Here is an 18,366-nt window from a genome sequence, read left to right on the forward strand (position 1 = left end):
ATCTGCGGTCGGTTTGCATCCCCTTAGGATGCGTCTTTGGGACTCTGTCTCACTCCATTAGGTCGTGTGAATGCCATAATAGTGCCAGTCAGAATGCCTCCGATTATCCAGATCCATAACCAGCCGGGCATTCCTCCCCAATCCGCACAGATACATTCCCATATGTATAGCATCGCTCTGTCCCCACAGAGGTACAAAGATCGAAGTTCCCGCGGAACTCCTGAAAAAAGTATTGCCAATTTTACTTTACCTGTCAATGCACCTAGCTGCGCTTCCTGATTGCATCCTCTATACTCTCCTCATGTCCGATTACGTCGATCACCTCCCGTCCCACGAACGCGCACGCATCCGTCAAAAAATGCGGAGCCCCGAAGCGTATGAGCGTCTGCGTGAAAAAGTGAAAGGTCCCGAAGACCTGGAAAATGAAATGAAGAAAAGCGAGCAGCTGGCTGAGTTGCATTTTGCATTGGAGAGTGATCGCAGCGTTGGTGAAAAAATCAAAGCGTCTATCGACAAAGATATCCGTGAACAAGGCATCGAACATATCGTCGATGCGGATGCGCTCTCACCGGAAGTAAAAACACAACTCGAACAAGGGAAATTCACACTCGTCGTCTCTGCCCATCCCTCAACTCATGAGGATACATTGATGCTTCTGCCCGAGGGAAATATCCAAGAAAAAATTCCCGTGAAGACAAGCTTCAGTGAACAGTATGCGGGACAGGTTCTCAGCCGATAAAGTGGTTGTTTGTGAGTTCAGAGAATGTGTAACCGTTTTTACATGGTCATAAACAACACCCCGAAAGCACAGACGAATAAGAAGAGCTTCATGAGGACCGAAGAGTAGATGATCACCTAATGTGTTCACAAGAGGGGAGAGTAAAACACCCCTTGCGTCTCAGATAAAAGATGAACAAATTAGTATATCAGTGATCAATTTTCTGGCGATTATTTTTCTGAGTATTTTTGGTGTTCACTCTTGCAGGATGCCGAGAAAGTGGCGGAGAGTGAATGGTTGTACACCGCATAGTTTTGTGTACATCTGATCACCACGAAAACGTCAGTTGCTCTCTTTGGGAATTTTGTTCATATCATCATCCGGTGCCATGCGGTTTGTAATCTTTTTTTGACATCGCACACACTCATGCACAATCATCCACCCACCTTTCTTTGCATCGTAGTCGATGCCGACAGGTTGCATCAACCCCTGGCACAGAGATTCGCGGTCACCGGGACCTGTGTTATCGACGTGTTTGCTCCAGAGGCAGATCGGGCAATGATTGCGGTATGTACCTTTACCGAGTGGTTCGACTGCTGCATTGCAGTGTTCACAGATGAATGGCTCTTCTCGGGCTATAAATATTGTCATAAGGAAGACGAGGATGACGAAGAAGACGAAGAGTACGAGGAATTTTATAGAATAGAAGATCGTAATTTATTAAGCAGATAACTCACACGGTGAATGTGATCATTTGCTTTTTCAAATATCACTTGATCGATATATTCCAAACCAAGAGCGATTCTGCATTGGCAATGCAACTCATCGAGAGATCCTATTCCTATTTCAAAGTAACGTGCCTTATCTTTTTGTGATCTCTTCGCATTCCCTTCGGCTATGTTCATAGGAATACTTTGAGCTGAGCGCCTCATTTGATCGATTAGGGCGAATTTTTCTTCAGCCGGAAAATTCTTAGTGATTTTATAAATCCACAAACATAAAGAAAAAGATTCCTGCCAAGCCACCAGTTTTTCATACGTTTTAAGTTCCATAAGAGAAGATCATACAAAAGTCATTCTTCTTCGTCATCCTCGTCTTCTTCGTACTCCTTGTACTCCTCATGATCTTCATACATTGAAACGGAAATGCATAATGTCGCCATCTTTCACGATGTACTCTTTTCCTTCCGCACGCATCTTGCCTGCCTCTTTCGCTTTGAGTTCCGATCCTGCAGCAATGTAGTCATTGAAGGCGATGGTTTCTGCGCGGATGTATCCTTTTTCAAAATCCGTATGAATGGCACCTGCTGCCTGCGGGCCGGTGGACCCGATCGGAATGTTCCATGCGCGGACTTCCTGCACGCCTGCCGTGAAGTAGGTCATGTAGCCGAGAGCTTTGTACGCAGCGGTAATCAGGCGGTCGAGTCCGGAAGAAGTTACGCCGAGTGATTCCAAAAATTCCTGCGCGTCTTCTGCAGAAAGATCCTGCAGATCTTCTTCGATTTTTGCGGAAATGAGCACGAGTTCATCGGAAGGGGAAAGTCCCAGCTGCCCTTTGAGTACAGTCACATCAAGTCCTGCCATCTGATCTTCAGCCACGTTTGCAGCGTAGAGCATCGGTTTGAATGTCAGCAGCTGAAAAGATTTTGCGATAGCGGTCTCATCTTTTTCCAGTTCCGTCATGCGTGCGAGGTGTCCTTCGTTCAGCGTCACAAATAATTTCTCTGCAACAATCAGCTCGGCTTTTTTGTCTTTATCACCATGCTCAGCAACTTTTTTTGTTTTTTCAATACGCTTGGTGATGCTCTGTAAATCGGCGAGCACAAGTTCGGTTTCAATAATCTCACGGTCGCGCTTCGGATCAACCGTTCCTTCCACGTGAATAATGTCGCCGCCGGTAAAGACGCGGACAACGTGGCAGATGGCATCGACTTCGCGGATGTGGCTGAGGAAGGCATTTCCCAGTCCTTCGCCTTTGCTGGCTCCTTTCACAAGTCCTGCAATATCCACAAATTCGATCGCAGCGGGCACGATCTTCTCCGGATGGATCAGGTCAGCCAATTGCTTCAAGCGCACGTCCGGGACCTCCACAATGCCGATATTCGGCTCAATGGTGCAGAAAGGGTAATTGGCAGCCTGTGCGCCTTTCGTGCGGGTGAGGGCGTTGAAAAGCGTGGATTTGCCGACGTTCGGGAGGCCGACGATACCGATCTGGAGAGCCATAGAGACAGGATTGAAGCGGGATAGCCGGGATATCCTACAGGATTTGAGGGGATTGATAAGGTGTGATGGAATCGGGCATTGGCCACAAAGAATGGGCTGATTTTCCTCTGAAAATGACGCTATAGCCTTTATAATTGTTTTTTATCAGTATGTTGACAAAATGTAATTATATTACTATAGTAACCTTCCTCTATGTCAAAGCGCCTCTTTCTGATCGCCGTGCTTGTCTTAACTGTCGGGTTCTTCACGCGCGCTTTTGCCTTTGCACAGGATATGCAGGTTGCTGACCAAACCCAGCCTCTGACTCGCGCAGAAGCCGTTGCGCTCCTTATAAATGCCCATCCGAACGGTTTGGAGCGTGTTCGTTGGTTTGCCGCCCATATGCCGCCTATGCCGCTTTTTGCGGATACAACGCAAACGGAATGGTATGCACCGTATCTGGAAGCTGCATTTGAAAGCGGTTTGATTGAAGGAAACGCAGTTGATCCGCAGTTTCACCCAGATGAGCCCTTAAAGGAGGAAGAAGCCATCAGTTTGGCTATCCGTTACAAGGAAATGACAAACCCGTCCGCAGAGGCATATCTCGTCATTCCGACGGATCAGGGCAATATCCTGAATAAAACCGTCTCCGAGGCCCAGGCAAACGGCATCAAAATGCCTTTCCCGATCCGTCCGGGGCAGCCCATTTCCCGCATTGCCCTCTACGACATGATGGCCTCTGCTGGCGTCCAGAACCCTCAGGGCATCACAATTGCCCGTATCCCGGTCACGACAGAATTCATCACCGTCGCCTCCGTCCAGCCTATTCTGCAGCCTACAACATCCACTCAGAACCCGAATCCTCTGACTGCAGACCTCACTGCCGGAGAGACACCGGATAGCGCAGACGAGAACACCTATTTCGCCATCAGCATGCCGACACTCGGCGTCGAAGACCTCCTCATCAGCCATCCGACAGACCTTACCCATAACGGCCTTCTCGTTCCGCTCCAGACCGGTGTCGGACACTTGTTCAGCTATCCGGGTCAGAACGGAAAAATCCTCGTCTACGGACACAGTAGCAGTTATCCGTGGGATACATCCGAATTCACCAAGATCTTCCGCCAGATCAATAAACTGCAGGTTGGTGAGAGAGTGTACGTGAACTACCACGGCACCGTGTACATTTACGAAGTGACCAACAAGCAGACCGTTCCCGCAAACGACACGAGCGCCTACGCTCAGGAAGGAAAAGAAGAACTGATCCTCTATACATGCTGGCCGCCTGACAGCGTGAAGCAGCGGTACCTCGTGCATGCGAAGCTGGTGGAGGTTGTGGCGCAGAAGTAAGTATATGGAAGAGGCATCACATTTCATTTTCGTCGGTGGACCACAGGCTCCGGTCGGATTTCATATGAGGCCATGCTACGACGTTTCACGTTTTTCAGGTGAACTGGAGTGGCAATACCCGGACATCCGCACCTTTCTTTTTGTGCCCGATGATCAGGAACAAAAGGATATATCTCCTGATGATTATGCTGAATCAACGACATCCATGTTGCGCCTGCTGTCATCCACTCTTCCTGCATTTAGCTGCTCCGTTCGAAAGAGATTGTGTTACGTTCTGCAGGGTCCTGCAGAGACCATTCAGCAGATTGCAGCTGATGTTGAACAGGAGTTCAGGAAAATGGCTGACAACTGGAAAAACTGTGAGTACTTGTATGACAATGATGTTATCTAAATACTAAGATTACATTCCGAGACTAATAAAGAAATACCATAAAAAGTCTAAGACTCTTTATGGAATATTAAATGCCAATACGCCGCAGAATCTCACGACTCACGAAATCCCTCGAGCGACCATACTTCAAACGACTGAGCTGCTTGTATGCTTCGCCTGCCTGTTCATCTTTCAGGTACGTCTTATCCAGCCACGGACGCGGCACTTCGAGTGTGAATGGACGACTGGGCTGACCGTTGATACAGAGTTTCATGGAACCCTTGAACGCATCCATGTTCACAAGGTCCTGCTCAGAGAATGTCGGAGCCATTTCTTTGGCGGCAACCTCTGCATCCTGCGGACCGATTTTATACATCATCATGGTACCGACGTTACCGAAGATGGCACCTTTCAAGCTCACGGCGCCGCTCAATTTACTGTCCTTCTCCAACTGGTCGATATACTGGTGCGCGAGGATCAACCCGAGACGGTATTTACGGGCCTCAGACAGAATCGATTCAATCGACGGCGTCACGAAGTTCTGGAATTCATCGATGTACAGGAAGAAGTCTTTGCGCTTGTCTGCAGTCTCGCGCTGGCGGCGCATAGCGGCGACCTGGATTTTATTCACGACAATCATACCAAGCAGCGTCGAGTTGATGTCTCCGATGAGACCTTTCGAGAGGTTCATCAGAATAATCTTGCCGCTGTTCATACACTCACCGACATCGAACGAACTCTTTGTCTGTCCCACAATGTTACGCATCAGGGTATTGGTCACGAACTGTCCGAACTTCGCGGCGAAGTAGGGGATCATTTCCTGCTTTTCGCGCTGACCGGTTTTCGCCATCTGGTTTTCCCAGAAACTGCGCACGACCGGATTCTTCACTTTGCTCACTTTATACTTGCCCCATTCATCATCGGTAAAGAGGCGCACAAGGTCGGTAATCGCACCTCCTTCTTCTTCATCTTCCATCAGGGTCAGACAACCGTTCCGGAAGTAGTCCTGAATACGCGGACCGAAGATTTCTTCACCGTACATTTTCACCATCATGTTCATCGCATCGAGCGCGATGAGGTCACGTTCTTCGGGAGTTTTTCCTTCAAGGAGATTGAGTCCCATCGGGCGTTCGGTGTCGGCAGGATTGAAGTAGATGACGTCATCCGCGCGTTCGCGGGGAATATACGGCAGAATATTTTCAATCAGTGATCCGTGCGGGTCGACCACACAGATACCTTTGCCATTATGCAGATCCTGGCGTGCCATCAATTCAATGATCGATGACTTACCCGTGCCCGTCTGTCCGATGATGTAGAAGTGACGGAAGCGGTCTTCGTTATTCATGAAAATTTTCTTCTTCTCACCACGGTAGGTGTTGGTTCCCAGGTACAGACCGTCTTCGGGAATATTTTTCGGTGCAGGACCAACTTTAAAATTCTGCCACTTGATGGTTTCCACTTTGTTGTACTTCACGTTCGGCAGATGGAACATGCTCGCAAGTTCCGCAGAACCGAGCAGCATTTTCGGAGCCTGCAGCCATTCACCGATCGTGCGGCGCGGGGTGCGGCGGATGAAGCGCTGCACAACTTTGCGCTTACTTTCCACCTTGAGTTCGTGGAAACTGTTTCCGCGGACATCATTGAACTGACTGAATCCGGCAGCGACGGTATCGAGAATAAGATGTGCGCGGTGCGCGGAGTTACCGGATGTCACAATGCGTGCCACGCAGGTGAAGCCCGGATTGCCGGCTTTCTCATCGACAGCTTTGCTGTATTCCTCGACCATCTGCGACACGCGTTCATTTTTTGCATGACTCTCGCCCGGTTCAGATGCGCTGAAGATAGACAGTAAACCGGAAATCCAGGTGAGGGGATTGAGCATTGAGCCACTCTGTTCTTTCGGATTCAGAAGCTCCATCGCTTCTTTCTGCAGTTTCTTCTGCCATCCGGATGTGGCCGGCTGCAGGACAAACTGCACAGCGGCACCTTCATCACTCTCCAGTTTGGAAAACGCGTTTGTGATTGCATTCAATGGATCGCTCTTGAGCTGCTGATAGGTTTTGAAAACGTGTGTATACGGATGATGCGCGACAACGGTGCGTGCGCTCACAATCGATTTCTCTGTAAAAATATTGTAGTCCTCGACTTCATCAATAATCGTGTCCGGGTAAAATGACGTGATCTGCTTTTCGACAAGAGGTGCGAGTCTGCGCGGACAGACGACAAAGAAGAGAATCTCTCCGGCAAGCGCGGCATATTCAAGCGACACGAACGGTTGTCCTTTCCAATAGCGGTTGATGTTCGAGTTGTAGATGGAATGCAGAGACTGGAACAGGTGATCCATGACGCCGATCACTTCTTTGTAGTCGCGGCCGAACTGGTCGGATTCAGAATCTTTTTCTTCCCGGCTTTCTTTTTTGGGAACAAGCAACTGCAGAAAAATAACGTCCTCTTCGCGCTTGCGCTCAGCCAGATAGCGCATCAGTGCGAGCCACAAAAAGGACGCAGCACTGAGGCCAAGAAGCGTGCCAATGACGATCAGAATATTCTGCATGAAGGTATCGTACCAGTATACCATGTTTTGGACGGCTATACACGGCGATTTTTTGCTGTTTTGCTATACTCCTTGCATGCGATGGACCCCCTTTTCCCTTCGACGCCTGCAAAGCCGCGGTTTTGCGAGCATGCTTCGCGGGACTCTCCGCTATCTCTTCGGCAAGCGCGGACAGCGTCTGATTGCCGGTTTGCAGCTCTTTTACGAGCTCCGTATCCAGTTTTTGCTGCGCACAGGAGAGCCGATTGCGAGGCTGGCGAGAGGGAACGAAGTCCGTGTATGGGTCGATGGCGAAGAATCGTTTAGGCGTCTCGAAAGACTGCTCCGGCGTGCCAAATACAGCATTGTTATCCAAATGTTCATCTGGAAGGACGATACGACGGGCCGGCATATGGCGAGCGTCCTCCTGGAAGCGGCGAAGCGCGGTGTGCAGATTGATATCACCAAAGAGGCCGTTGGCGACTTTTTTGAATTCGATGGTGATTTCCTGAGTACCAAAGATGCAAAGAGCGGCATCTGGAAGGAATTCTGGAGCCACCCGCGCATCCGCATTACGTACTCAACAAACAACGATCATGCGAAAGTATATGTGATTGACGGTCAGATCCTGCTTCTGACCGGTATGAATATTGCAGATGAATACCGTCATCAGTGGCACGATTACATGGTCGAATTGCGCGGGACGGAATACGTCACGCAATTTCTGACACGCGGTTCGTATCCGACCCATGCAGGAAGTGTGGAACTCGTCATGAATACAGACGAGCGCAAAGACATCCGTGCCGCACTACACTCATTGCTCGATTCTGCAGTGGAATCCGTTGTCGTAGAACACTGTTACATATCTGATCCGGATATCAACGATCACCTCATCAGGCTCAGCAAGCGGCATGTCCGTGTGACTATCATCGTGCCGTCCTACGTCGATCTGCATTATCATGCGAATATGAATACGATCGGCAGACTGATTGCGGAAGGGGACAGTGCGCATCTGCGCGTGCTTCTGTATCCGCGCATTTTCCATGCAAAAATCATTCTGGTCGACCACAAGAAAGCCTTTGTAGGATCAGCAAATCTCATGCGCCGCTCGCTTGATGATATGGGCGAAGTGAATGTCCTCATTCAGGGCAAACAGCGTGCCATCTGGAAACTCCGCGAAGCATTGCGTCAGGACGCTCTCAAAAGCCGCGCACTCAGTTCATCACCGTCGTTCCTCTGGATGTCGCGGTGGCTGGCGTGGCTGGGCTTATAAGAGTTACTTGCTCAGCATTTCTGCGAGTGCGTCTCTCTGCACGATGCACATGCTTTGTGCTTCCTCATCCAATTCCAGGTAAGCGGGGCTTTTCATGTATTGCACATACGCTCCGTAAATATTCCGTAACTCATTTTTGTCTCCATCGTAGTTTTTAGCTGCGCGCAGCAATGCTTGGAGCGTCTTATCCACGCGGATGCCGATAATCTCATTGCCGTGATTCTGAAATTTGCAGATAAATTCTTTGCCGAGCATCCCGGCAAGCGGTGAGGTGTTTTTCAGTGTGTAATCAGGCAAATCTCCGGAGGACGCACTCCATCCCACTTTCTGCGTATCCCGATTCACAATACTGCTGATTTCCACTCGCTCTGTGCCCCGCAGAAGAGAGCGCATAATAGTGGCGCCTAGTTTATTTTCTTTAAGACCGCCCATAAACACACTCATCAAATCCATCAGCTTTTCGTCGATCATAAAATTACATTCAATCTCTACATCCGTATCTGCAGGTGATGTAATGCGTATGTACACGAGAGCGTTATTCCGCTTTGGAAATGAAAACGAAACGTTAAACGGAATATCACCCAACGTGAATATATCTTCCACTTTTGGTTCCCCCTGCTGTAATCGCTCCAGCGCTGCAGCAACATCGAGCACTTCGTCCAACTTTCCCTTTTCAAAAGACGTCACCAAAGAAAGCATGGTTGGTCGTTCAATAGCAGGCTCAGATGTATTCTGTAACACATCAGCGACACGTGTTCGTGTTTCTTTTTCTCTTCGTCCAATACCTCTCTGCACCAAAGAGGAGAACCTATCCCAGAGCTGTACCACCAGTGATTCTTTTGGTTTGCCTGTTTCCATCAATGGTTATTATACCACAAAACAAACATTCAAAAAAGAGTTCCAGAACCCCATAACCCATAACCAATCACCAATCACCCATAACCCATAACCAATCACCCGTTACGGATGCATCCGCTTCCACTGCTCATACACGCGCTCCACCATTTCGAGAAGCGACTTGATGGTCATATCTTTCTTGATGAAATAGTCATCTGCACCAAGTTCCTTGCCGCGTGCGCGGGAGTTTTCATCTGCAAAGTTTGTCAGCATGATGACCGGGAACGGGCGGGACTGGGCTGGATACTGTTCCAGAACCTGGAAACCATCCATCTTCGGCATATGAATATCAAGCACAAGAACCTGCGGTGCCTGCTTGGCGATTTCTGCAACAGCCTGTTCACCATCTTCCACGGCGCGGATCATGTACCCGGCGACGGAAAACTTTTTGATGTACAGGTTCCGAAGAACCGGATCATCTTCTGCAATCAGGATATCTGCTTTGGACATAACTCTTAGTATAGAGGAAAAATGCTCCTTTGACCAGAGGCCTCTTCCACGCTGATGTGGAAAATGCCGGAAATGCACGTCCCGAAAAGGAGAAAACGGTTTTTGTATTTTGGCGCAAATCGCCATAGCAACATGTTATATATCTTTGACAATATAAATGCTGGGCAAAAAATCAGAATTCTGCTATACTGGGGAGAAATATATGCACAAACACAAGACACTCTTCGTTGTTCTCGGCGCACTGTCTCTCGTGACGCTCGGTCTGCTTCAGACACAGGAGCGTATGCAGGCAAGTGTCATTACAGACTGTCTGGATAAGCCGTACGGCACAGCAGGATGTCCGGTAAAGGCAGCAAGCAGCAGTTCGGCAAACCCGCTCTGTGGAAACGGTGCAGTAGACAGTGGTGAGGAATGTGATTACGGAAAATTGCGGAACGGTCTGAGTAATTGTACGACGAGTTGTGTACTTCTTTATTGTGGTGATGAAGTAATTTCTCCGCAGCTCGGGGAAGAGTGTGAGCCGGATACGGAGGAAGTCTACGTTCTGGATCCTGCAACCGGACAGCTGACGACCGAAGTACGGTATCTGCAGCATTCCTGTGGCACCGTTTGTACAGTGCCGACGTGTGACATGAATAATTCGTGTGTCGGTGGCTGTAAGAGAAAGTTCCTTGCTGCCTGTCCTGCAGACCAGACGGTAACACTTGCAGCTACATCGTCATCGTCTTCACAGGCAACATCTGCCTCATCAGCTGCTGCGACAGTTGTGAGTCCGTCGTCTTCATCGTCCCAGGCAGTTGCCGCTCCGGTCAGCTCCCTGATCCCACGCTGTGGTAACACTGTTGTGGAACCGGGTGAACAGTGTGATGACGGCATCCAGAATGCAAACCTGCCGGGTGCACGCTGCCGCGTCGACTGTACACTGCCAAAATGTGGTGACTCTATTACAGACACCGCACGCGGTGAACAGTGTGACGACGGTCCGAATAACTCGAATCTCCCGAACGCACACTGCCGCATGGATTGTTCCATTCCGAAGTGCGGAGACGGATATATTGATACCTCCCGCGGTGAACAGTGTGACGACGGTCCGAATAATGCCAATGTGCCGAACGCACACTGCCGTCTGGATTGTGTCATGCAGCGCTGCGGTGACGGTGTGGCAGACCAGGGCGAAGAATGTGATGCAGGAAGCGCGAACTCCGACCTTCCGAACGCCCGTTGTTCCAAGAGTTGTACACTGCCAAAGTGTGGTGATGGCGTCGTGCAACCGGGAGAGCAGTGTGATGCAGGGACGAATAACTCCAATGAACCGAACGCCTTCTGCCGTATGAACTGTTCCCTGCCGAAGTGCGGCGACAGTATTGTCGATCCGTCCCGCGGTGAAGTCTGTGACGCAGGTCCGAATAACTCGGATCTTGCGGGTGCTACCTGCCGTATGAACTGTTCTATGCCGAAATGCGGTGATGGCGTCGTACAGGCCAATGAGGACTGTGATGACGGAACCAAAAATTCAGACACACGCCCGAATGCCTGCCGCACGGATTGCCGCGCTCCGCGCTGTGGCGACAAGATAGTCGATGCAGACGAACAGTGCGACAACGGCGACAAAAACGGAACCGATGGCGATTCCTGCTCCATGCAGTGTGAAACATTGAAGTCGGCAGCATCCCTTTCGTCTATAACATCCGGTGGATTCTCCCCAATGGCTCCGTACGCAATTGCGCTTGCAGGTCTTGGTACAGCCGGAGTCCTTGCGTACCTCTTCCGCCGCAGAGTGCACACACTTGTGAGTTCTCTGGCAGGAGAGAAAGTCGCAGAATCGATCGACGATATTCCTTTGGATCAGATCGAGATGCCGTGGCATAAGTGGTGATGATGAAAGATGACGAGGATTAGAAGGAATACGAAGAAGACGAGGAAGTTTTGATTGTTCCTCGTACTCATCGTCTTCTTCGTCATCTTTGCACTCTTTTTATTACGCGACCGATGCGCGGATATACGCCGTGATCTTCGCATCACCGAGGTGCTGTTCGACGGTCTTGCTCGGATCCTTCACGAAGTTCTGCTTGGTGATGGAGCTTTCCTCACGGAATTTCTTTTCCTTTCCTTCCATGATCTTGTCCCACATTGCTTCCGGCTTGTTGTCTTTCTTCATCTGTTCGCGCCAGATTTCGCGCTCCTTTTCGATGGCATCCATGCCGACCTGTTCCGGGTGAATGTAGGCGGGGCTCAATGCTGCTGCGTGCATCGCGATGTCGCGGGCCATATCGCGTGTACCACCGTCCAGACCGATGATCACACCGATCTTTGCGTTGGAGTGTAGGTAGGCACCGACCACAGGGGCTTCGATGGAGTGCATGTCATCAACCGTGATGTTTTCACCGAGCTTCTGCACAAGTTCCGGAAGCTTCTGTTCGGCGACTGTCTTTGCGGCGTCCATGCCCTCTGCAAAGAGAGTGGCGAGAATAGCCTGTCCGGCCTCGGTGAATCCGCTGTCGCGGGCAACGAAGTCGGTTTCGCAGCGGAGGATGATGAGAGCTGCTTTCGATCCTTCTTCTTTCATAAAGACGAGACCTTCGCCCTGTTCGCGTGCTGCTTTCTTTGCAGCCTGCGCAATACCGCGCTTGCGGAGCAGTTCGATGGCCTTTTCCTCGTCACCCATTGCCTCTTCGAGCGCTTCCTTCACTGCGGAGATGGAAACACCTGTGCGGGCACGGAGGGACTGGATGGCGGCGGCTGAAATGTTAGACATAGTATTTGGTGGTAATGGTGGGAAATGATGAGACCGGAGATCAGAGATCCCTGGTCGGGTACTAGTATAAACGGACTAGTACGAACTTGCGATCACCTGGCCGGATGATTCAACCACAGGGGCTGCTTTCGGCTCAACTTTTGCTGCCGGCTTTGCACCGGAGAGTTCAACGAGAACGGTGTGCAGGATAATGTCGATGGACTTCACTGCATCATCGTTTGCAGGAACGCAGGATGTGTATTCCTCAGGATCGGCGTTGGAATCACAGATACCGAAGACAGGGATACCGAGCTTGCGTGCTTCTGCAACTGCAACGTGGTCACGGACGCCGTCGACCACAAAGAGTGCGTCAGGCAGACCGGCCATGTGCGCCACACCGGAGAGGGCGGCATCGAGCTTGGTGAGTTCCTTGCGGAGTGCTGTCTGCTCTTTCTTCGTGTACTTCTCAACCGTACCGGTCTGGAAGGATGTGCGGAGATCAAGATAGTACTGGAGACGCTTTTTAATCGTAGGCCAGTTTGTCAGGAGTCCCGGAATCCATTTCTTGGTGACAACCGGCTGGTTCAGCTCCTGTCCCATCTGTTCAATCTGGGGGATAGCCTGCTGCTTGGTGGAGACAAAGAGGATAACTTTGCCCTCAGCCTGAAGCTTCTTGAGGTGCTCACATGTTCTCTCAAGGCCTTCGCGGGTCTTGGTGAGATCAAAAATGTGGATGCCCTTGCGGGAACCGAAGAGATATTCAGCAATTCTCGGATTCCACTTCTGCTTCGGGTGACCGAAGTGGCACGCTGCGTCGAGCAGTTCTTTCTCGGATGGGATAGGCATACGAACGGGTAGAAAAGAATAGGGGATAAGAATGCAGGACGGGTTATGGGTTACCAGTTATCGGTTATGGGGTTGTGGAATCTTTTTATATTCCTCATGGGCCCTCTAACTGAAGATTGGCACTCAAACAATGATAACGTCCTTGGGTCTAACCGGTAGCGTCATTTCGTCGGGTTGCGGAGGATTCCTCTTGCGAGGCCAGGACCGCTGCGATCGGCTACAGGTGAAGTAGAGACTTTATACAGAGTACAAAGTGTCTTTGCAAGTTTTATGAACTCAAAATGCTTTATATTGGCAATATAGTAGCATTTGGTATACTATTTGTTACTTTCTCATCCTCTTATGATCGCTGTGTCACAGCCGGATGAATCACAGGGAATCGATCCAAAATGGCAAAAACAAACCGTACAAAGTGTCCAGGATGCGTTGTTAATTCTGAATTTTGCAACGATTCCGGATCAGGCAGCAAAAGTACATCAGAGATACGTCGCGCTCTTTGCAACAACGAAACGTGCCAAAATGCTGAGTGGGAGACTGGATCAGGAAAAATTGCTTGTTCGTCAAAACCTCGTTGCAGCCCGTGATATGTTACAGAATCTTTTCCGCAAGGAGCGACAGAAAAAGAAGCGGTAATAATCAGAGTATTAATCAAACTCAAACCGCATCGGCATAGTCCACTGTGGCCCTTTGCAGAAGAGGATCTGATACAGCTGCAATTCGCCGTAGCGGAATGCTGCCTCACAGACCTGCAGATAGTAGTCCCACATACGGAGGAATTCCTCATTATATTCGGGACCTATTGCTTTGATGGCAGTGCGGTTCCTGTTGAACTTTTCCTTCCAATGACGGAGCGTTTCTGCGTAATGCAGTTTCAGGTTTTCGACATGTCCCACTGTGAGTCCTGCGCGGCGCATTTCTTCAATGAGCTCTTCGAGACGGGGAAGACGGCCATCCGGGAAAATATACCGGTTGATCCATGCGTCTGTTGTTTCGTGCGGTGCTGCGGTGGAACCGATCGTGTGCACGAGTCCGACACCACCGTCTTTGAGGAGATCTGACACTTTCCCGATGAACGTCTCATAGCCACGCTGCCACGTATGTTCTGCCAGACCGATGGAGACGACGTGGTCGAATGAACCGGTCATATCCCGGTAATCTTTCAGATCAATATGGATGTTGTCCTGCAGCCCCTCCTCTTTTATTTTGTTATTTCCCCATTCGTGCTGTCCTTCGCTGAGAGTGACGCCCACTCCGCTTATGCCAAAATGCTTCGCACCGTACCGGAGCATGCCCCCGAATCCGCACCCCAGATCGACAATATGTTCGCCGGGCTTGAGGCCGAGTTTGCGTGCGACGCGCTCATGCTTCTGGTCCTGCATCTGTTCGATCGTATCGTTTTTATCTTTCTGATAGCCGCACGTATAGGCCATGTTGGTATCCAGAAAAAGTTCATAGAAGTCATTGCCGACATCATAGTGCTGTTGAATGTTTGCCTTACTGCGGCTGCGTGATCCGTTAGCAAGAATACGTGTGGCAACAGCAGAGAGAAGCAGGGAGGGGGAGACGCGAATGGTGTTGTAGAGTTCATTGCACAGCATCGGGCCGATGCAGCTTGCAATATCATTGTCTTTTGCATCCCACCATCCTTCCATATAACTTTCGCCAAGACCCAGTGACCCCTGACTGATGACGCGATCGTAGAACTCGGGATTGTTGATGATCATTGTTCCTTCCGGCCCGGTCCCTTTTTTTCCGAACGCATGGGCCACACCTGTTTCATCAATCATTGTAATATGACCGATTTTGATATGAGCAAGGATATCGTGAATGAATGATGCGGATCGGGCGGCAGACATGGAAAGAGGGGAGGGGCAATCAGGCACGGAGCACACATTTTTCGTACAGATCCTTCAGACGTTGTCCGGGGTCGTACCGGTGCTTGAGAGCAGTATAGACCGGTCCGTTGTAGATGCGCCAGAACGTTTCCTTGTCATAAAATGCTTCAGAATAGAGCGATTTCAACCCATTCAGCTCCAGCGTTTTCTCTTCAACTTTCCTGTTAAAAAATCCACGCGGATGCTTTTCCTTTGTTGTCACAAAATCCCAGAATCCGAAATCAATCTGCAATTCCGTGTGATGTACCGGGAAGAGAGGGAAGATCTTCGATGAATCCGGAGACGCTGTCGGACAGGTCCAGATCGGGAAGATGCCGATCTCTTTATCCAGAAAATCCAGAAATGCCGGCGACTGACTCACGGGAATACAAATGTCCTGAATCACGGATTCGCTATGCGTCGAGGTAAACGGTTTGATGTATTGTTCGCTGAACTTCGTGCGGTTATTCCAGCGCATGATTTTCTGATACGTCACTGAATTCAACCGTCTGCGCCCCATCAGGAGCCGCAACAGGGGATTGTGCATGCCGAGATTCTTCGAACACCAGAACCAGTCCGTGTCCCAACGCCAAATGAAATCATGTGTCGTCAGATAATCATCATCACGCTGTTTGATGGACGTATAGAACATCTTCATCCATGTGTAATCACTGACGTATGGTGCTTCATCCACAAATGTCCCGGTGACGAGCACCATCTCATTTTTGGAAAACACGACACCATCCACATACGTGGCGGTTGTGTCTTTGCAGGTGCGATTGAGATCGGCAAAGTACAACGATGGATCGCTGTACTTTGTATACTGCAGATGCACGAACTTTTTCGCAGGAATCACTTTGGCGCGGACTTTGAGAATGTAACCGAGCGTGCCGTAGGAATTCGGCAGGCCGAAGAACAGATCTTTGTGCTCATTTGTCGGCGTTGCTTTCACGACGGTTCCGTCAGCAAGAAGGACCTCCATCTCCAGAACAGTGTCGTGCACAAGTCCTTCCTTAAAGGATGATGCTTCGATTCCCACACCGGAAATCGCGCCGCCGATTGTGATGGATCGCAGTTGCGGAACAACGGCCGGGACGCATCCGTGTTTCAGTGTCTCGTCAACGAGTGCTGCGAATGTTGTCATGCCTTCCACGTCCACCCAACCTTCCTGTGCATTCACTTCAAGCACATGAGAAAAATTGCGGACATCAAGCTTCACCTTTTTTTCTTCTGCGCGGTCGCGAAACAGATTGCTCGTTTCCTTCTGCAGACCGATCACCCCCTCAGAGAAGCGGATGGTTGCAATAAGCTGCTGCTTACGGTCTTCGTAGGTCATAGACAGTTATAATAGCAGAGAGTCTTCCGCTCATTTTTCTACAAGGTTTGCATCAATGTATTCTCGTCTATTTTGCTGTTTGACGCCTTTTGGAATAAGCCAGAACGCAAGCATCAGCAGAAACGGGACAATCGTCAGATCATCCAGTTGCCCAAGAAGCGGCAGGAAGTCCGGAATAAAATCCAGCGGCATGAAAAAATAGAGGAGCGCGAGCCAGGGCAGGGTTTTTGAAACACCCGGTGTGCGGGGGTCGCGCGCGAGTGCTCTGTAGAACATGAGGTATGCCTGCAGTTTTCCAAAAAGTGAGCGTTGCATAGGAAATAGCATCTGCTTTTCAGGCAGTTTTGCAATTATTTCCGCGACTATTCGGTTCTCAGCATGTTTTGAGCTTTGCCACAAGTTCACCAATGGTGAGGCGCTCCTGTGTGAGCGTGTCGCGGTCGCGGATGGTCACGGTGTCGGGTGCGCCCTGCTCTGCATCTTCGCCCACAGTTCCAAAATCGATCGTGATGCACTTCGGTGTACCGATTTCATCCTGACGGCGGTAGCGCTTGCCGATGCTTCCGGTGAGGTCGACATCTACCTTCAGGTTGGTCTCTTTCACAATCGTCGTATAGAGCTCGTCTGCTTTTGCAATCAGCGCATCTTTCTTGCTGAGGGGCAGGATCGCAAGATCGAACGGAGCGACGAGTGGCTTGAGGTGCAGGACCGTACGGACATCACCGTCTGCGATTTCTTCGTCTGCGTATGCTTCGAGAAGAATCGCAAGCACCGTGCGGGTCAGACCGAATGTCGGCTCGACCACGTACGGCACGAATTTCTTCGTCGGCTCGTCCGGGTCCTGATACGACATGTCCTGGCCGCTGAATTTTTGATGCTGTGTGAGATCGAAATCAGATCGGTTAGCGAGTCCGTAGAGTTCGCCCCATCCCCACGGATACAGATATTCAATATCGAGTGTCCGGGAGGAATAGTGCGAGAGTTCTTCTTTGGTGTGTTCACGGATGCGCAGACGCTCGGGAGAGAGTCCGATATCCAGACACCACTGCCACATTTCGTCTTTCCACTTTTCGAAGATCGGGCCTTCGGTTCCCGGTTCCACAAAGTACTCGATTTCCATCTGCTGGAATTCCCGTGTGCGGAACGTGAAATTTCCCGGCGTGATTTCGTTGCGGAAAACGGTTCCGACCTGTGCCACGCCAAACGGCAGACGCTTGCGGGAAGTCATCGCAATGTTTTTGAAGTTCACGAACATTCCCTGTGCTGTTTCCGGGCGCAGATAAATATCTGTTCCCTCTCCTTCAATCACGCCCTGCTGTGTGCGGAACATCAGGTTGAATTTTTTGGCAACAGCCCAGTCCACACTGCCGCAGCTCGGACAGCCGATTTTTTCAGCGGTGAGCATTGGCTGCACTTGGTCGAGGGTGAGAACGGCGGCTGCCTCTACGCCCATTTTTTCTTCAATCAGTTTGTCGCCGCGGAAACGCTGTTTGCATTTCTTGCAGTCGACCAATGGGTCGCCGAAGTTGCTCACATGTCCGCTCGCCTCCCACACTTTCGGGTTCATCAGGATGCCTGTCTCAAGTCCCACCATATCGCGGCGCTGACGGACGAAGCGGTTCCACCACTCACGCTGAACGCGGTTTTTAATCTCCAGTCCCAGCGGTCCGTAGTCCCATGTGTTGGCAAGGCCGCCGTAAATATCGGAGCCCGGGAAGATAAATCCTCTGCGCTTGCAGAGGGAAACGAGAGTGTCGAGGGTGGATGCGGGCATAGGTCACGAT

18 protein-coding genes are annotated in these 18,366 nt (G+C 50.4%); 6 read left to right on the forward strand and 12 right to left on the reverse strand.

Annotation, left to right across the window (positions count from 1 at the left end; translation table 11 throughout):
• Nucleotides 1-301: 301 nt before the first annotated feature.
• Nucleotides 302-739 (forward strand): hypothetical protein, encoded by a 438-nt coding sequence (locus K8942_02415; protein ID UPA23044.1) that lies wholly within the window; start codon nt 302-304, stop codon nt 737-739.
• Nucleotides 740-1,060: 321 nt separating this feature from the next.
• Here the strand turns inward: K8942_02415 and K8942_02420 are convergent, their stop codons facing one another.
• The 3 genes from K8942_02420 to ychF form a co-directional block, all read right to left on the reverse strand.
• Nucleotides 1,061-1,369: an RNHCP domain-containing protein gene (locus K8942_02420; GenBank protein UPA23045.1), complete on the reverse strand. Its 309-nt coding sequence runs from the start codon at nt 1,367-1,369 to the stop codon at nt 1,061-1,063.
• Nucleotides 1,370-1,413: 44 nt separating this feature from the next.
• Nucleotides 1,414-1,770 carry a four helix bundle protein gene (locus K8942_02425; protein UPA23046.1) on the reverse strand — a complete coding sequence of 119 codons (357 nt, stop codon included), beginning with the start codon at nt 1,768-1,770 and terminating at the stop codon, nt 1,414-1,416.
• Between the two features lie 75 nt (nt 1,771-1,845).
• On the reverse strand, nt 1,846-2,940 hold the full coding sequence (ychF, locus tag K8942_02430; GenBank protein UPA23047.1) for a redox-regulated ATPase YchF: 1,095 nt from the start codon (nt 2,938-2,940) through the stop codon (nt 1,846-1,848).
• 192 nt (nt 2,941-3,132) lie between these two features.
• On the opposite strand from ychF, the gene K8942_02435 reads away from it, so the two are divergent.
• Complete coding sequence (locus K8942_02435) at nt 3,133-4,269, forward strand: sortase (GenBank protein ID UPA23048.1); 1,137 nt, start codon at nt 3,133-3,135, stop codon at nt 4,267-4,269.
• 205 nt (nt 4,270-4,474) lie between these two features.
• On the forward strand, nt 4,475-4,660 hold the full coding sequence (locus tag K8942_02440) for a hypothetical protein (protein ID UPA23049.1): 186 nt from the start codon (nt 4,475-4,477) through the stop codon (nt 4,658-4,660).
• Nucleotides 4,661-4,727: 67 nt separating this feature from the next.
• On the opposite strand, the gene K8942_02445 is transcribed toward K8942_02440, so the two are convergent.
• The gene (locus K8942_02445; GenBank protein ID UPA23050.1) at nt 4,728-7,193 is read right to left on the reverse strand and encodes a type IV secretion system DNA-binding domain-containing protein; all 2,466 of its coding nucleotides are present in this window, start codon (nt 7,191-7,193) and stop codon (nt 4,728-4,730) included.
• Nucleotides 7,194-7,269: 76 nt separating this feature from the next.
• Between K8942_02445 and K8942_02450 the strand changes: the two genes are divergently transcribed.
• The gene (locus K8942_02450; protein UPA23051.1) at nt 7,270-8,445 is read left to right on the forward strand and encodes a phosphatidylserine/phosphatidylglycerophosphate/cardiolipin synthase family protein; all 1,176 of its coding nucleotides are present in this window, start codon (nt 7,270-7,272) and stop codon (nt 8,443-8,445) included.
• A gap of 3 nt (nt 8,446-8,448) precedes the next feature.
• Here the strand turns inward: K8942_02450 and K8942_02455 are convergent, their stop codons facing one another.
• Entirely contained in the window at nt 8,449-9,303 is an 855-nt protein-coding gene (locus K8942_02455) for a hypothetical protein (GenBank protein ID UPA23052.1), read from the reverse strand.
• 102 nt (nt 9,304-9,405) lie between these two features.
• Entirely contained in the window at nt 9,406-9,792 is a 387-nt protein-coding gene (locus tag K8942_02460) for a response regulator (protein ID UPA23053.1), read from the reverse strand.
• Between the two features lie 202 nt (nt 9,793-9,994).
• Here K8942_02460 and K8942_02465 point away from each other — a divergent pair, with 202 nt between their 5' ends.
• Nucleotides 9,995-11,668, forward strand: a complete 1,674-nt coding sequence (locus K8942_02465; GenBank protein UPA23054.1) for a hypothetical protein — start codon at nt 9,995-9,997, stop codon at nt 11,666-11,668.
• Between the two features lie 102 nt (nt 11,669-11,770).
• On the opposite strand, the gene tsf is transcribed toward K8942_02465, so the two are convergent.
• Together tsf and rpsB are read right to left on the reverse strand one after the other, a co-directional pair.
• Nucleotides 11,771-12,547: a translation elongation factor Ts gene (tsf, locus tag K8942_02470; GenBank protein UPA23055.1), complete on the reverse strand. Its 777-nt coding sequence runs from the start codon at nt 12,545-12,547 to the stop codon at nt 11,771-11,773.
• Between the two features lie 75 nt (nt 12,548-12,622).
• Nucleotides 12,623-13,372, reverse strand: coding sequence for a 30S ribosomal protein S2 (gene rpsB, locus K8942_02475; GenBank protein UPA23056.1), 750 nt, complete (start codon nt 13,370-13,372; stop codon nt 12,623-12,625).
• 342 nt (nt 13,373-13,714) lie between these two features.
• Between rpsB and K8942_02480 the strand changes: the two genes are divergently transcribed.
• Nucleotides 13,715-14,005 carry a hypothetical protein gene (locus tag K8942_02480; GenBank protein UPA23057.1) on the forward strand — a complete coding sequence of 97 codons (291 nt, stop codon included), beginning with the start codon at nt 13,715-13,717 and terminating at the stop codon, nt 14,003-14,005.
• A gap of 11 nt (nt 14,006-14,016) precedes the next feature.
• Here K8942_02480 and K8942_02485 read toward each other — a convergent pair whose 3' ends face one another.
• From K8942_02485 to K8942_02500, 4 genes are read right to left on the reverse strand one after another with little or no spacing between them, the layout of a single operon-like run.
• Entirely contained in the window at nt 14,017-15,228 is a 1,212-nt protein-coding gene (locus tag K8942_02485) for a cyclopropane-fatty-acyl-phospholipid synthase family protein (GenBank protein ID UPA23058.1), read from the reverse strand.
• A 19-nt stretch (nt 15,229-15,247) separates the two neighbouring features.
• Nucleotides 15,248-16,582 carry an FAD-binding oxidoreductase gene (locus tag K8942_02490; protein ID UPA23059.1) on the reverse strand — a complete coding sequence of 445 codons (1,335 nt, stop codon included), beginning with the start codon at nt 16,580-16,582 and terminating at the stop codon, nt 15,248-15,250.
• A gap of 30 nt (nt 16,583-16,612) precedes the next feature.
• Nucleotides 16,613-16,909 (reverse strand): DUF1232 domain-containing protein, encoded by a 297-nt coding sequence (locus tag K8942_02495; GenBank protein UPA23060.1) that lies wholly within the window; start codon nt 16,907-16,909, stop codon nt 16,613-16,615.
• Nucleotides 16,910-16,955: 46 nt separating this feature from the next.
• A complete protein-coding gene (locus tag K8942_02500; protein UPA23061.1) occupies nt 16,956-18,356 on the reverse strand; it encodes a glycine--tRNA ligase in 1,401 nt (466 codons plus the stop codon).
• Nucleotides 18,357-18,366: the final 10 nt, after the last annotated feature.

This window comes from Candidatus Peribacteria bacterium (genome assembly GCA_023038255.1).
Taxonomy (GTDB): Bacteria; Patescibacteriota; Gracilibacteria; order Peribacterales; family Peribacteraceae; genus CALREJ01.

What these genes read in the sequence shown, in the direction of transcription:
- K8942_02415 (UPA23044.1), top strand. Translation starts at nt 302, where the DNA reads ATGTCCGATTACGTCGATCACCTCCCGTCCCACGAACGCGCACGCATC.
- K8942_02420 (UPA23045.1), bottom strand. Translation starts at nt 1,369, where the DNA reads ATGACAATATTTATAGCCCGAGAAGAGCCATTCATCTGTGAACACTGC.
- K8942_02425 (UPA23046.1), bottom strand. Translation starts at nt 1,770, where the DNA reads ATGGAACTTAAAACGTATGAAAAACTGGTGGCTTGGCAGGAATCTTTT.
- ychF (UPA23047.1), bottom strand. Translation starts at nt 2,940, where the DNA reads ATGGCTCTCCAGATCGGTATCGTCGGCCTCCCGAACGTCGGCAAATCC.
- K8942_02435 (UPA23048.1), top strand. Translation starts at nt 3,133, where the DNA reads ATGTCAAAGCGCCTCTTTCTGATCGCCGTGCTTGTCTTAACTGTCGGG.
- K8942_02440 (UPA23049.1), top strand. Translation starts at nt 4,475, where the DNA reads ATGTTGCGCCTGCTGTCATCCACTCTTCCTGCATTTAGCTGCTCCGTT.
- K8942_02445 (UPA23050.1), bottom strand. Translation starts at nt 7,193, where the DNA reads ATGCAGAATATTCTGATCGTCATTGGCACGCTTCTTGGCCTCAGTGCT.
- K8942_02450 (UPA23051.1), top strand. Translation starts at nt 7,270, where the DNA reads ATGCGATGGACCCCCTTTTCCCTTCGACGCCTGCAAAGCCGCGGTTTT.
- K8942_02455 (UPA23052.1), bottom strand. Translation starts at nt 9,303, where the DNA reads ATGGAAACAGGCAAACCAAAAGAATCACTGGTGGTACAGCTCTGGGAT.
- K8942_02460 (UPA23053.1), bottom strand. Translation starts at nt 9,792, where the DNA reads ATGTCCAAAGCAGATATCCTGATTGCAGAAGATGATCCGGTTCTTCGG.
- K8942_02465 (UPA23054.1), top strand. Translation starts at nt 9,995, where the DNA reads ATGCACAAACACAAGACACTCTTCGTTGTTCTCGGCGCACTGTCTCTC.
- tsf (UPA23055.1), bottom strand. Translation starts at nt 12,547, where the DNA reads ATGTCTAACATTTCAGCCGCCGCCATCCAGTCCCTCCGTGCCCGCACA.
- rpsB (UPA23056.1), bottom strand. Translation starts at nt 13,372, where the DNA reads ATGCCTATCCCATCCGAGAAAGAACTGCTCGACGCAGCGTGCCACTTC.
- K8942_02480 (UPA23057.1), top strand. Translation starts at nt 13,715, where the DNA reads ATGATCGCTGTGTCACAGCCGGATGAATCACAGGGAATCGATCCAAAA.
- K8942_02485 (UPA23058.1), bottom strand. Translation starts at nt 15,228, where the DNA reads ATGTCTGCCGCCCGATCCGCATCATTCATTCACGATATCCTTGCTCAT.
- K8942_02490 (UPA23059.1), bottom strand. Translation starts at nt 16,582, where the DNA reads ATGACCTACGAAGACCGTAAGCAGCAGCTTATTGCAACCATCCGCTTC.
- K8942_02495 (UPA23060.1), bottom strand. Translation starts at nt 16,909, where the DNA reads ATGCTATTTCCTATGCAACGCTCACTTTTTGGAAAACTGCAGGCATAC.
- K8942_02500 (UPA23061.1), bottom strand. Translation starts at nt 18,356, where the DNA reads ATGCCCGCATCCACCCTCGACACTCTCGTTTCCCTCTGCAAGCGCAGA.